At 56.3% G+C, this 13,253-nt stretch carries 12 protein-coding genes; 7 read left to right on the top strand and 5 right to left on the bottom strand.

The genetic code is table 11. From position 1 onward, the window contains the following. The first annotated feature begins 164 nt into the window (after window positions 1-164). Window positions 165-1,544 (top strand): hemolysin family protein, encoded by a 1,380-nt coding sequence (locus LBR61_02830; protein MDR1731007.1) that lies wholly within the window; start codon window positions 165-167, stop codon window positions 1,542-1,544. Window positions 1,545-1,549: 5 nt separating this feature from the next. Here LBR61_02830 and LBR61_02825 read toward each other — a convergent pair whose 3' ends face one another. After that, window positions 1,550-2,335 (bottom strand): hypothetical protein, encoded by a 786-nt coding sequence (locus tag LBR61_02825; protein MDR1731006.1) that lies wholly within the window; start codon window positions 2,333-2,335, stop codon window positions 1,550-1,552. 68 nt (window positions 2,336-2,403) lie between these two features. Between LBR61_02825 and LBR61_02820 the strand changes: the two genes are divergently transcribed. The 4 genes from LBR61_02820 to LBR61_02805 all read left to right on the top strand — a co-directional run bounded on the left by LBR61_02820 (window position 2,404) and on the right by LBR61_02805 (window position 7,056). Beyond that, window positions 2,404-3,774, top strand: coding sequence for an MATE family efflux transporter (locus LBR61_02820; protein MDR1731005.1), 1,371 nt, complete (start codon window positions 2,404-2,406; stop codon window positions 3,772-3,774). Window positions 3,775-3,908: 134 nt separating this feature from the next. Further along, window positions 3,909-5,078 (top strand): iron-containing alcohol dehydrogenase, encoded by a 1,170-nt coding sequence (locus tag LBR61_02815; GenBank protein MDR1731004.1) that lies wholly within the window; start codon window positions 3,909-3,911, stop codon window positions 5,076-5,078. Window positions 5,079-5,110: 32 nt separating this feature from the next. Continuing rightward, complete coding sequence (locus tag LBR61_02810) at window positions 5,111-6,238, top strand: sodium ion-translocating decarboxylase subunit beta (GenBank protein ID MDR1731003.1); 1,128 nt, start codon at window positions 5,111-5,113, stop codon at window positions 6,236-6,238. Between the two features lie 35 nt (window positions 6,239-6,273). Continuing rightward, window positions 6,274-7,056: a 2-keto-4-pentenoate hydratase gene (locus LBR61_02805; protein MDR1731002.1), complete on the top strand. Its 783-nt coding sequence runs from the start codon at window positions 6,274-6,276 to the stop codon at window positions 7,054-7,056. 355 nt (window positions 7,057-7,411) lie between these two features. Here the strand turns inward: LBR61_02805 and LBR61_02800 are convergent, their stop codons facing one another. Together LBR61_02800 and LBR61_02795 are read right to left on the bottom strand one after the other, a co-directional pair. Further along, complete coding sequence (locus tag LBR61_02800) at window positions 7,412-7,609, bottom strand: hypothetical protein (protein ID MDR1731001.1); 198 nt, start codon at window positions 7,607-7,609, stop codon at window positions 7,412-7,414. Between the two features lie 17 nt (window positions 7,610-7,626). Then, entirely contained in the window at window positions 7,627-8,601 is a 975-nt protein-coding gene (locus tag LBR61_02795; protein ID MDR1731000.1) for a hypothetical protein, read from the bottom strand. Between the two features lie 176 nt (window positions 8,602-8,777). Here LBR61_02795 and LBR61_02790 point away from each other — a divergent pair, with 176 nt between their 5' ends. Beyond that, the gene (locus tag LBR61_02790) at window positions 8,778-9,140 is read left to right on the top strand and encodes a hypothetical protein (protein ID MDR1730999.1); all 363 of its coding nucleotides are present in this window, start codon (window positions 8,778-8,780) and stop codon (window positions 9,138-9,140) included. Between the two features lie 987 nt (window positions 9,141-10,127). Then, window positions 10,128-11,837, top strand: a complete 1,710-nt coding sequence (locus LBR61_02785) for a hypothetical protein (GenBank protein MDR1730998.1) — start codon at window positions 10,128-10,130, stop codon at window positions 11,835-11,837. Between the two features lie 99 nt (window positions 11,838-11,936). Here the strand turns inward: LBR61_02785 and LBR61_02780 are convergent, their stop codons facing one another. Beyond that, entirely contained in the window at window positions 11,937-12,968 is a 1,032-nt protein-coding gene (locus LBR61_02780) for a hypothetical protein (GenBank protein MDR1730997.1), read from the bottom strand. 113 nt (window positions 12,969-13,081) lie between these two features. Further along, complete coding sequence (locus LBR61_02775; protein ID MDR1730996.1) at window positions 13,082-13,243, bottom strand: hydrogenase expression protein HypA/HybF; 162 nt, start codon at window positions 13,241-13,243, stop codon at window positions 13,082-13,084. Window positions 13,244-13,253 lie beyond the last annotated feature (10 nt).

The raw sequence follows: 13,253 nt of genomic DNA, 5'->3' as shown, positions 1-13,253 counted from the left end.
TTATTTTAACTTCGTTCCGACCTTTGTCACAAAATCAAATCGGTGAAAAAGATCGGTACGATAATATCGCAGGAATTGCGCAGGGTCCATAGCCGCCGTTTTTTATGATAAACTGAAACGACAGGCGAAGACGCGCCGAACGTGCTTCGCGGGAGGTATATTTTATGTTTACCGGGATTTTGATCATCGTTGTTCTGATGTTGGCCAGCTCCTTTTTTTCCATGTCGGAAATTTCTCTTGCGGCATCCCGACGGGTGAAACTGCGGATTCTGGAAGAAGGAGGGGAATCTGCCGCCTCCTCCGTTCTCTCCGTGCAGGAGCAGCCGGGGGTATTTTTTACTACAATTCAGATAGGCGTGAACGGAGTAGCAATTCTTGCGGGTATTGTGGGAGATTCTTATTTTTCGCCTCCGCTGGCCGCGCTTTTTCCGTCTTTCATCCACGCCGCGGTGGCCCACAGCATCGCTTCCGCCCTGTCCTTCGCGGCGGTGACCATGGCCTTCGTTTTCTTCGCGGACCTGATTCCCAAGCGCATCGCCATGATTGCGCCCGAAACCGTCGCCATGCGCCTCATCGGGCCCATGAAGCGGTTCATGCGCCTGTTCAGCCCCTTCTCCAGAAGTCTGAACACTTCCGCCACCGTGATTTTCAGGCACCTGGGAATGCCGGAGAAACGGAACGAGGAAATCACCTCCGACGAGATCTACGCGGTTATGGAGGCCGGAGCTCTTTCGGGCGTCCTGCGCAGTCAGGAGAAGGAGCTTATCGGCAATGTTTTCGAGCTGGACACCCGAACCGTTCCCTCGGCCATGACCACCCGGGAAAATATCGTGTACTTCGACCTGGGAGACAGCGAAGAGGAAATCAAGGCCAAAGTGGCGGAGTCTCCCCATTCCGTGTATCTGGTCTGCTCCGGGGACATCGACCATGTGAAGGGCTATGTGAACTCCAAGGACCTGCTGGCGCGGCTTCTGAACGGCCAGAGCCTGACCCTGGGGAAGGACGGGCTGAAGGTGGAAGCCCCCATGATCATTCCGGACACCCTGACCCTGGCCGAGGCCATGGACCAGTTCAGGGGGTCCAGTGAGGACATCGCCGTGGTGCTGAACGAGTACGCGCTGGTGGTGGGCATCATTTCTCTGAAGGACATCATGGCGATGCTGATGGGGAACCTGGTGGGACAGGAAGAGCAAATCATGAAGCGCGACGACCATTCATGGCTGGTGGAGGGGGCCACCCCCATCGACGACGTGATGCGCGCCTTCGACATCGAGGAGTTTCCCAACGCGGAAAATTACGAGACCATCGGGGGCTTTTTGACCTACATGCTGCGGCGGATCCCCCACCGCACGGATTTCGTGAACTTCGCCGGCTATAAATTCGAAGTGATCGACATCGACAACTACAAAATCGATCAGATCCTGGTCACGCGGCTGGAGGAGAAACTTCGGGCCGAAGCCGGTAAAAATCAGGAGGCCGCTCTTCCGGAAGGGGCGGCCGGTTCGCCGGAGCCCTCGGAAAATCAAACGAAAGAACCGGACTGAATACGTCAGCCGCCGGGGTCGCAAAAGGAGTGCAGCTTTTGTTCGCAGGCGAAAAGGGCTTCCGTGAACGGATCGCTCTTCGGAAAAAAACGTGCGTCCCCGGGGTCGAACAGAGACGGGGAGAAGCGCCCCCTCTTTTTCCCCGGGGCCTGAAAAGGGATCACATGGGGAGCGAAGGTCAAAAGATCGGGACGATGAAGGGCCACGCGAACCACGACGCGATAGAGCTCGAAGCAGTCCCACAGGGAAACGTGAGGCCGCGCCAGCCCCAGAGCTTCCTCGATGTGGGAGGTTCGAGGGGGAGGCGGGAGACTTCGGGGGCCATTGCAGAAGATATCCAGAGCTTCCCTCAGTTTGGGCCATTTGTATCGTTTTTCCGCCGTTCCGGCGTTTCCCGGACGATGGGGGATGGCGCACCAGTCGGTGAGTCCTCTCATGGAACACCACCAGGGGAAGGCGCTCTGGGCGATTTCGGGCAGAAAAGAGGTGTCGAAGGTCAGGTTGTGTACGACGATTCCCTCCACGCCCCGTTCATACCAGAAATCGATCAGATCCGGCCAGTCCTCCAAAAAATACGAAGGCGCGGGCCTTGCGGCGCGCAGAGCCCGCAGCCGCTCCGGAGTCAGCCCGTGGATTTGCGCGGTTCGGGCATCCCAGCGCTCCTGTGGAAAGTAGAAACGGTTGAAAAGCCCCAGAAGAGCCCCGTGGCTGTCGAAAACCAGTGAAGAGGCGGAAAGTACGGAGGAACCCGTCATTCCGTTTGTCTCCAGGTCGAAAACGGCAACACGCATAGATCTTCTCCTTTTTGAACGGGTTTTTGAACGGGCGTTATTTTAAATTTTAACACGAGGAATTTATCATGCAGCGACCAGAACGCATGGGCGTCGAGCCCATCCCCCGACTTATTCTTTCCTTTGCTCTGCCCTCCATAACGGGCATGTTGGCCAACGCGCTGTACAATATCGTGGACCGCATATTCGTCGGACGCCTTGTGGGGCCCGGCGCTCTGGCGGCGATCAGCATCTGTTTCCCCTTTATGCTCTTTCTGATGGCGCTTTCCCTGCTTTTCGGAACGGGCGCGGCTCCTCTGATGACCCTCGCTCTGGGAGAGAAGAATTTCCCACGGGCCGAGCGGGTGCTGGGCGGCGCCATGAGCACCGTACTCGCCGCGGCGCTCTGTATCGCCCTGGCGGGGCATCTTTCGCTGGACGGGCTTCTGCGCTTCAGCGGAGCGGGAGAGACTCTGCTGCCTTCGGCCCGGGAGTACATGCGGATCATCCTGTGGGGAGTTCCCTTTTCGGTGATCGCTTTGGCCCTGAATTTCTGCATTCGGGCGGAGGGACACCCGACCTTCGCCATGGGCACCCAGATTTTGGGGGCGCTCTGCAATATCGCTCTGGACGCCCTGTTCGTGGGAGTCCTGAGCATGGGCATCGCCGGAGCGGCGCTGGGGACGGTTATCTCGCAGGCGCTGTCCGCCTTCTGGGTGGCGTCCTTCTACATCAGGCGCATGGGAGTCCTGCGTTTTCGGGCCGCCAGTCTGGTTCCCCGGCCCGTCCTGCTGGCGCGCATTTTTTCTCTCGGGCTTTCTCCCTGTCTTTCGGAGCTTTCCTTCACGCTTTTTTTCGTCCTTTTCAACCACGCGCTCCGCTTTCACGGCGGGGACATCGCCGTGTCCGCCATGGGGGCCTTCATGGGATGGGATTCTCTTCTGTTTCTTCCGGTGATTGGCGTTGCGGAGGCGATGCAGACGATTTTCGCCTACAATCAGGGAGCGCGTCTTTTCGGTCGGGTCCTCGATGCCCTCAAGTGGGCCCTTGCCACGGCTTCCGGCTACTTTTTCCTCAGCGCGGTGACGGTGTATTTTTTTGCGGAGGAGATGCTCCGCCTTTTCACCACCGACGAGGACCTTCTCCGGACAGCGATCCTGGGGGCGCGCATTTCCTACGCCGCCGTGCAGTTTGTGGGGATAGCCCTCATCGTCACGAGTTTTTTTCAGGGACTGGGACGGGCTGGAACCTGTCTGACGCTCTCCCTCGCCCGTCAGTTCGTTTTTTTGATTCCTTCCATTTTAATTCTGCCTCGCTTTTTCGGCCTGACGGGGGTCTGGTTCTGCTTTCCGGCGGTGGATGCGGCCAGCGGTCTCTTCGCGCTTTTTTTGCTGCTGAGGGAATATAATCGCTCGAAACTGGCGGAGTATGACGGCCGATCTTTTTGGGCGCGGAGGTAAAGCCGGAACGGTTACGCTATAATAGGCACACGTTAAAATACGTTAAACAGGCAGCAGTTATGGACGATGCAGTTGCACGGGTTAAAGAGTACGGGGCTCATGTCCTGGAGGTCATGTCCTGGAGGGAAGATAAAATGAAAAATTTTACGTGGTGGAACCCGACGATAGTGATTTTCGGTCGGGGGACGATTCCTCAGATCGCCGAGCAGCTGGCGGCTGTTGGGGCGAAGAGCGTGCTTTTGGTTTACGGAGGCAAGGCCATCTTTAAAAACGGAGTTTACACTCAGGTGACCCAGGCCCTTGAAAAGAAAAACATCGCCTTTCCCGAGCTGGGCGGGATAAAGTCCAACCCCCGAATCGACAAGGTTCGTGAGGGAGTGGCGCGGGTCAAGGCCGCCCCGGTGGACGCCATCGTTCCCATCGGGGGGGGAAGCGTCTTCGATTCGGCCAAGGCCATCGCCGCCGGAGCCTTCTATCCCGGGGACGTGTGGGACCTGTTCGAGGAGAAGGGGTCGGAGCTCACCCGGGCATTGCCGATTTTCGGGGTTTTGACGGCCTCCGCCACGGCCAGCGAGGTCAACAACATCTCGGTGGTCTCCAACCCTGAAAAAGATTCCAAGATTTCCTTCACGAGCCCCTTCATCTATCCCAGAGTGTCCATCATCGACCCCTCCGTCCAGGCCTCTCTCCCGGAGTCCCAGACGGTAAACGGCGGAATCGACATCATGGCCCACGTCATGGAACGCCTGTTCGACGGCGCGGAAGGCGTGGAAATCATGGACGAGCAGGGGTACTCCGTCATTCGGTGCATGATGGAGCTGATTCCGGCCCTTCGGGAAGATCCCGGCAATTACGACGCCCGCTCCCAGTACGCCTGGGCGGCCTCTTTGGGGCACAACGGCTGTTTTTCCTGCGGTCGGGACCCCAGAGGGGATTTTGCCTCGCATAAACTGGGGCATTCTCTGAGCCTTCTTTTCGACACTCCCCACGGCGCGTCTCTGGCCATCATGATGACCGCCTGGGCCCGTTATCTCTGTCGGGATTACCCGCTGCCCTTCGCCCGGTTCGCGGAGGCCGTGTTTGGAGTTATCGACGGCAGCGACGAGGAAAGGGCTCTGGAGGGCGTGGATCGTCTGGAGGACTTCTTCCGTTCGGTGGGGGCTCCCACGTCTCTGCAGGAGGCGGGCGTTGAGGAAAAGGACATTGAGCGTCTGGCGAAGAACGCCGCTCAGGTCGCTCCCTTTGGGACGCTGAAGAGCCTTTCGGCGGAGGATATTCTGGAGATTTACAAGCTGGCTTACTGAGCCGGAGAAACAGGGAGAGGGGAAAAGACGATATGGAACTTTTCAACGGGATTTTTTCTCTGACCTGGCAGCAGGCGGTTATGCTGCTGGTGGGAGGGGCGCTGATCTATCTGGCCGTGGCGAAGGAATATGAACCGTCGCTGCTGCTTCCCATGGGTTTTGGCACGCTTCTCGTCAACATTCCTCTTTCCTCGGCTCTGACTCAGTTATCCGGCGGGCATCTGGAAGTGGGGGCCATCAGTCGTCTTTTCGATATGGGGATTCAGACGGAGCTTTTCCCTCTGCTGATCTTCATCGCTATCGGCGCGATGATCGACTTTCGCCCGCTTTTTCTGACGCCTGTGGCGATGGTCTTCGGCCTGATGGCTCAGGGAGGCATTTTCCTCACCATGGGCATCGCCTACTGGTTTTTCGGGTTTTCCATTCAGGAAGCCGCTTCCATTGGCATCATCGGCGCGGCGGACGGGCCGACTTCGATCTATGTGGCCAACCGTTTCGCCCCCAACCTGCTGGGCTCCATATCGGTGGCCGCTTACTCCTACATGTCTTTGGTTCCCATCATTCAGCCTCCCGTGATTCGACTGCTGACGACTTCGGCGGAGCGGCGCATCCCCATGACCTTCCACGAACGGGAGGTTTCCCGACGCGCTTTGATTCTTTTCCCCATTGTCGTGACGCTGGTGGCCGGAATCCTCGTTCCCGCTTCGGCCTCTCTGATCGGGTTCCTGATGTTCGGAAACCTGCTTCGGGAGAGCGGAGTGGTGGATCGTCTGGCGAAGGGCGCTCAAAACGAGCTGGCGAACATCGTGACGATTCTCCTGGGTCTTTCCATCGCCAACAAAATGACGGGCGAGGAATTTTTACGGCCGATGACCCTGGGCATCATGGCGCTGGGGCTCGTGGCTTTCATTCTGGATACGGCGGTGGGAGTTTTGACGGCCAGAGTTCTGAACCTGTTCCTGAAACACAAGATCAACCCCATGATCGGAGCTGCGGGGATTTCGGCCTTTCCCATGTCCTCTCGGGTGATTCAGAAGATGGCGGCCCGGGAAGACAAGCAGAACTTCATTTTGATGCAGGCCATCGGCGCCAACGTCTCAGGGCAGATCGGTTCGGTGTTGGCGGGAGGTTTGCTTCTGGCTTTCCTGGCCGGACTGTAGAGCGGATAAAACCAGTGGATCGGGAGGGAAAAAGCATGGGAGATGAAAAGAAACGCATCAAGTTCGCGGCGGCGCTGTACGAGGCGGAGCGGAGCCGTAAGGTCATCCCGCCGCTGTCCCGGCAGGACGCTTCTCTTACGGTGGAGGACGCCTACGCCATTCAGTTGGAGAACGTGCGGCGGTTGGTGGGGGAGGGGCAGGTCGTCACCGGAAAGAAGATCGGCCTCACGTCTCCCGGCATTCAGGCGCAGCTTAACGTTCACGAGCCCGATTACGGACACCTTTTTGCGTCGATGGACTGTTCCAGCGGCGACGTTCCCACCGACAAGCTGATACAGCCCAAAATCGAGGCGGAACTGGCCTTCATTCTCAACGCCGACCTTTCCGGAGGCAGCGTTACCGTAGAGGACGTTCGAAAGGCCACGGAGTGCGTGGTCGGGTCCTTCGAGATCGTGGACAGCCGGGTGGAGGACTGGAAGATCAAACTGGTGGACACGGTGGCGGACAACGCCTCTTCCTGCCGGTACGTTCTGGGAAAGAAAAGGATTCCCCTGGGCGATATGGACCTGGCGGCTGTGACGATGAAACTCTGGAAAAACGGCGCGGTGATCGCCGAGGGAGCGGGGTCGGCGGTGATGGGAGATCCCTGTCTGTCCGTTGCGTGGCTTTCCAACCGCCTGTGGGATTTCGGAGTTCCCCTGAAAAAGGGTGAAGTGATTCTCTCCGGAGCTTTCACCGCCGCGCCCTTCGCGCAAAAGGGAGACGTGTTCCGGGTGGAGTTTTCGACCTTCGGAGAAGTGGAGGCGCGTTTCCTGTAGACCCATCGGACAGGCCGTTTCACGGAAAAATTTTTTTCGCGTTCGGTGAGTTTTGGTGTATAATGGCTTTAATACGTAAGTAGCCCTGCGGTATTCGTGATCATGAAAATGTCCTGAGCCAACGCTCGATTCCAGGAGGTAAACGTCCCTGTCGGAGATGATGGCCGGTGTGGTCGTCTGAACTGAGGCAGAGCGAGCCTCAATTTAATGGGAACGGGTCAGGACGTTCAGGACACGGTATTGTGGGGTTTTTTGATATGTTGTTTATCTGCCGCTCACATAGGCCACAATGCGTTTTGCGTAATCTTCATCATTAATATTGTCCCCGGTCCTCAAAGAGAACCGGGTTTTTTGTTCATTTGTTCAGCAGGGTCTCGACCTTTTCTTTCGACAGGCGCGTATACTGAACCACTTTATCTACAGGCACTCCATCCCGCAACATATTTTGAGCCATCTCCAGACGCCCCTTCAGACGCCCTTTCAATTCCCCTTCCCGAAGCCCTTCTTCTTTTCCACGGGCGGTGTAGACTCTTTCGAATACGGATACGTACATCTCTCTGTCCTTATGGTTCATTTGTTCAGCAGGGTCTCGACCTTTTCTTTCGACAGGCGCGTATACTGAACCACTTTATCTACAGGCATTCCATCCCGCAGCATATTTTGAGCCACCTCCAGACGCCCCTCACGAAGCCCTTTCTGAAGCCCTTTTAATTCCCCTTCACGAAGCCCTTCTTCTTTTCCACGGGCGGTGTAGACTCTTTCAAATACGGATACGTACATCTCTCTGTCCTCCTGGTTCATTTGCAGCACCTCCACATGGGCCACAATGCGTTTTGCGTAATCTTCGTCCCTGAGGTTCATCAGGTAGCTCACCGCGTTCAGAATAATTCGCTTGTCGTCGCTGTTCCATCCGCGTTCTGCCCACAGTGTCGAGATCCTGCGCAGATAACGGAATTTTTTCTCTTCGTCGTTACCGCTTTGCTGCAGACATTTCGCCGCGTAGAGAACAAGCCCGACTCGATTTTCTTCCTCCAGCAGCGCCTCGTCCTCCAGATCCATGAGCACCACATTGATGTATTCGTAAAGAACCCTAACCCCAAAACGCTCCCACCGGTAGGACGTTTGCTCACCCCTGGGCCGCGGGGCCGTCATGACGGCGATTCCCACCGGTTCTTCTCTGTATCGGAGGCAAATCATCTGCCGGTAGCGGTTCATCCTCACGGGCATGTCTCCGCCGCCTTCGCCCTGGATTTCGGTGTGGCAGAGAATCAGTTCCCCCTCGCCGTTTTTGAGTTTTACCCGCGTCAGAAGGTCCGCCCGGTTGGGACCGCCTTCAAGGTCAAAGGTCACTTTTTGTAGTTCCTTGTCGAGAAACTCTGGTTCTTTCGTTCGGTCTGCCGCCTCGTACAGAGCGGGCAGAAAAATTTTCAGCGCTTCCCAGAAAAAATGGTGCAGTATCGTCTTCCAGAGATTGTCATAATCAAAACGCTCCGGCGCACCGTTTTTCGCGTCGTGTTCCATTTCCTGAATTTCCTCGTCTCTCATTGCAGTTTTGTTCCATTAAAAATTTCTGTTTTGCCCTCTCTCGCTTCTTTTATTATACCGAAAAGCTGCTTTTTCGTGTTGAGGGAAGCTGTTATAATCGTTTTGCAGTGAACAATGTGGGAAAACCGGCTTCGGGCCGGATATGAGCGGAGGAGCAGTCAGGGAGGCGGAAAACAATGCCTGAAAAAGAGACAGAGAGGACAATGGCGGCCTCGTCGGCGCCAATGTGCGGATTTATGATAACGCCGGTGGACGAAAAGCGGTTTGAAAGCGAAATCAGATTCCTGGATTCACGGATTGAGGACGTGAAAAGAGGTCAGGAAAGATTTGAAAATGAAGTGCTGAGACGTTTCGACAAAATTGATGCGCGTTTTGAAAAAGTAGACGCGCGTTTTGAAAGAATTGATGAGCGTTTTGGAAAAGTGGACGCGTCTTTCGAAAGTTTTCGCAAAGAATTTCATGACCAGACCCGATGGCTTTTTGGCGCGATTGTCCTTTCAATTCTGGTTCCCGTCGCCCTTCAGTATTTCGGAAAATAACTGAACCACCTCCATCATTGTCACAACTCCGGAAAAAATCCGGTTCTCCTTTCAGCAAATCTGTGAGGCTTCTTTAAAGGGCAGAGACCTGTCTTTGCCGTGACTTCAGACCCGTATACGGCGGTCGAAAAGATGTTATAATTTTCAAGATAATAATGAATCATGCCGAAACGGGAAAGGAGACAGCGGAGCTCAACGGTAAAGGTTGTTTTTTTGCTCCAGTGATAAAGAAATAGCCGAAGATTTTCTTTTGGCTGCAATTGTTTGCACCTATTAAGGAGGGAAAAAAGGAGAATGAAATTTTTGCGTGGTTCGATTTTGTTTTTGCTGGTCGCCGCTCTGGCGTTCAGCGGAGGAGAAGCCTGGGGAGCGGCGTTAAGTTTCGCTAATTATGCTGTGGATGGTAACGTGGGGGCCATTGCAGCAAATGCGGCAAATGTTTATTATCAGGCAGGGAGCGGCGTCACCGACGTAAAGGTTCCGTTGTCGATTACTGCGTCTGTTGCTCCGTCGGTTACTTTTACCTGTGAAATTTCAACCGTTCCTGTATCTCATACTTTCCCTGCTGCTGGTTCATGGGGAAGTGCGACTGAGACTGGTATACTGACAGTGCCTCTTCCGAGCAGTGGAACAACTCAGGACATTGATTTTGTTGCAGATAGCGACAATGGTACTCTTACTCTTACCTTTGTTCCCGTCACCGTGGGTTTGGATCCCACGACGGTACCTGCTACGACCGATGCAGTGTTCGTTACGGATTTAGCCGGAGCTTCCTATGTGTATGACCTGTTGACAGGTACGCCAGCCGCCACAGTTGGTACAGTGCCGCTGTTTTGCCAGACAGGAAACACCACACAGGTGTCGACGTTCCCGAATTTGTGGAGCGGTATAGATGTAACTGCCGCACTAGTGACAGGAACGCCCCTTTTGACGTTGACGAATGGAACGGCCGTAACGGCGTCGCAAGCTCTAACAAGTTTCGATCTTGTGGCTACGGGTTCAAGTGTAACAGTGTCGGACGGCGGAGCTCTGGTAGCGCCTCTTGATGGCTCGTCAGGAACCCTGAAGATCGGGACGATCGGGGCGAAGATCGTGGAGTCCACCGACTACGCCATCACGCTCGCTTCGACGGCGTTGTCGGGGGGAAAGTTTTACGTTCCTCCGAGCGGCTCCGGTACGACGACGGTGACGGTCTCTCCTTCGGGAGCACTGGCGACGGCGCTGGGTATAAACATTGATCCCGCCAGACATGAGGGCATCCGCGTCTTTCCCGACCCCCTGCCTGCAATGACGGTAGGTTCATTCCACCCAGGGGCTAACGATTCCAGCTATATCGGTGTTACCAACCCGGATTCCGATGCCACTGTGAATGGAGTCACCGCTACAATTTCGAGTACGGGTGATATCATTCTCTCCACAGGTTTGGTAACGTACGCTGGGACAACAGTAAGATTCCACGTGTACACGACGCCCGCCTCCGGCCCTTATCAGAGTACGTATGTAGCCACAACAGGAGACGGACTGTGGGCCTATGCCGTCCTGGACGTCGAAGTTGGAACCCCTCCCACGCCTACTCCGACGGTATACACTCTGACGCTGACTCCGGACAGCCTGGACCTCAATACCTATGAAGCCGTGAGCCCTTCCAAGGTAATCAACGTAACCTACGACGTGGGTGCAGCAGCCGGGGTCACTCTGGTGAGTTTTGACATTGCGGGAGCCACCGGCGGTATCCTGTCACAGGGAGGCCTGACGTACCAGACGAATATGCCGAACGTGACGACCCCAACCGTTACCGTGTCGGGAACCCCGTCTTTCGAGGGCTTTCACACCGTGACCGTAGTGGGCGCGTTCTCGGACAACCAGTTGGCCTCGGCGGATTTGCGCGTCACCGCGGCGGAACGAATCTACACGGGCATACTGCGGCTGACGCCCGCGACCTTGACCATGATACTGAACCAGAACGACTCGAAAACCGTGTCGGCTGACATCACGACGGGTTCGTCAGAAGTTCTGTCCCCGAGCACGCCGCTGACGGTGAGCCCCACCAGCCTGAGCGGCCTGACCGCCTCGGTTTCGGGCAGCGTCATCACCATCTCGGGAACTCCCACGTCGGCCGGACTGAAGACCTTCACCGTGACGGGCAGAACGGTATCCAACAAAAAGATTACGGCCACCATCCAGGTCAACGTGCTGTCCAGCGCGGGCACGGGCATCGTCATTTCCGACCCGACGGATGCTCTGGTCTACACGGGCGTTACCGGCACGGACGCCCACTATTTCTACAATGTGACTACGGGCGAAAGCAACTTCAACGTGGGCCGCACGTACACGATAACCATTCCCTGCAGTACGGCGATCTCCCTCGTGGGGGTTGTGTACTCAAGCCCGACGTCCAGCGCGCTTCAGTCGCTGCCGGCCTCGTCCTACAGCCTGGTATCGCTTCCCGACGGCACCTGCAACGTGGTGATCGAGTTCACCCCGACGACCACGGGCTCGTACAAGTTCTACATCGATTACCTCTACGGCGGCACTCAGTACAGAGCGCCCACGTCCGGCCTGACCTTCGTGGCCACGAGAGCCACCAGCGGCGGCAGCGGTCTGGAGAAGGACGGCAGCGGCGGCTGCTCCTCCCTGAGTCTGGGCTTTGCGGCTCTGGCTCTGGCGGGTCTCGCGCTGCTTCGCCGGAGAGGCTGATCGCGGCGACGACGCGGCAATAACACAGCGCAACAAAAAAACGGGAGCGGCTTCGGCTGCTCCCGTTTAATTATCGGATTGGGTCAGAGGTCGAATTTTTTAAAAGAACAGCATACGAATGACCACGATGATGATGAGGACCGCCACGAACAGCGTCCCGAAGAAAACGAGGTTGTCGGTGTTGATGGGAAACGGCGGGAAGGGGAAGGGCTTTTTGTTCTGCATGTGGATGGTCCGGAGCCGCAAATCTTTGGTCACGGTGATCACGCCCCGAATTTCCTCGTTGATCGTCAAAAAGACGTAGGTTTTGTCCTTGGCCTTTTTTTCCACGGACTCCACGGGGAACACCGCGTCCTGGTTGGTGGAGGAGAGGTACTGCTCAATGAGGCCGCTGGCTCCGATGCCCCCCTGGATTTTGACCTCCACCAGGTCGCCGGGCTTGAGCTCTGAAACGGGACATCCCTTCGCGGGGTCGATGATGGGCATACAGTTGATGAGGGTCCCCTCGAAGCTCTTTTCCTCCTGTCCGGCGGCGTCCGCCGCGGTTTTCGCGGCTTCGCTTCCCTCGGCCGTCAGAACGCCCGCCGCCACCAGATTTTCCCGGGGCAGCCGTTCCAGCACGGTGTCGAACTCCAGAAAATAGTAGGTGGCGCGCTCGAAGTTTTTGCGGATCGCCTCGGTGATCATGGGGAGTTTCGAGGGATCTTCGGGGTGCTGCATGAGCTCCAGCCGGCTCGACAGGGAAAAGGTCTCCGTGAGAAGGGCGCTCAGTTTGTCCCCGACGGATTTTTCGTAAGGCCCCATGTCGGGGATGGACTTGTTGAACTCTCTCCATCCGGTGCTGACGTCCAGGCGGGCGTCCGAGGTGGCGTAGGTCGTCCAGAAAACGTTCTCCAGAATTTCTCCGGTGTTTCCGTCGATCAGCAGACAAAAAGCGCCCCGAATGTCTCCGCGTTTCGGAGTGTAAAAATAACCTTTCAGCGCGCCGTAGGTGAGTTCGCTTTTGGGCTTGGGCTGCGCGCCTGCGTCTTCGGCGGGGGGAACGGAGGTTTCACCGGTGTTTGAGGGAGAAGGCCCTGGCGTCCCCGTCGTCAGCGGGTCGTGCGTATCTGTCTGCTGTGTGTTCGGCATCGTAATTCCTCTCCTTTTCTGCCGCTTTCTTTTTCAGGAAGTACGGGATATGTCAGCGATTTTGGAGCGGAGGAAAATTGCGGAAACGCGCTCCTTTCCTCCGCCCCGATGGGTCATTTTACGCTGAAGCTTTTTGCGCTCCAGGATTTCCCACGCTTCATTTCCCCGGAGAGCAGTTCGAGGTAACGACCGAAACATTTTGGACAACGCTTCGTAGGTTCATCCGCATTGAACTCCACCTCGGTTCTGCACTCCAGACAACGGAACTTCGCCACGTGACTCGCC

It is taken from the genome of Synergistaceae bacterium (genome assembly GCA_031272035.1).
Taxonomy (GTDB): domain Bacteria; phylum Synergistota; class Synergistia; order Synergistales; family Aminobacteriaceae; genus JAISSA01.
Note: the sequence above shows the minus strand (reverse complement) of the source record. Positions and strands in the feature narration are given on the sequence as shown.

Excerpts from the sequence above, each read along its gene's own strand:
- LBR61_02790 (MDR1730999.1), top strand. The coding sequence starts at position 8,778 with ATGCCTGAAAAAGAGACAGAGAGGACAATGGCGGCCTCGTCGGCGCCA.
- LBR61_02815 (MDR1731004.1), top strand. The coding sequence starts at position 3,909 with ATGAAAAATTTTACGTGGTGGAACCCGACGATAGTGATTTTCGGTCGG.
- LBR61_02780 (MDR1730997.1), bottom strand. The coding sequence starts at position 12,968 with ATGCCGAACACACAGCAGACAGATACGCACGACCCGCTGACGACGGGG.
- LBR61_02820 (MDR1731005.1), top strand. The coding sequence starts at position 2,404 with ATGCAGCGACCAGAACGCATGGGCGTCGAGCCCATCCCCCGACTTATT.
- LBR61_02825 (MDR1731006.1), bottom strand. The coding sequence starts at position 2,335 with ATGCGTGTTGCCGTTTTCGACCTGGAGACAAACGGAATGACGGGTTCC.
- LBR61_02810 (MDR1731003.1), top strand. The coding sequence starts at position 5,111 with ATGGAACTTTTCAACGGGATTTTTTCTCTGACCTGGCAGCAGGCGGTT.
- LBR61_02800 (MDR1731001.1), bottom strand. The coding sequence starts at position 7,609 with ATGTACGTATCCGTATTCGAAAGAGTCTACACCGCCCGTGGAAAAGAA.
- LBR61_02805 (MDR1731002.1), top strand. The coding sequence starts at position 6,274 with ATGGGAGATGAAAAGAAACGCATCAAGTTCGCGGCGGCGCTGTACGAG.
- LBR61_02830 (MDR1731007.1), top strand. The coding sequence starts at position 165 with ATGTTTACCGGGATTTTGATCATCGTTGTTCTGATGTTGGCCAGCTCC.
- LBR61_02795 (MDR1731000.1), bottom strand. The coding sequence starts at position 8,601 with ATGAGAGACGAGGAAATTCAGGAAATGGAACACGACGCGAAAAACGGT.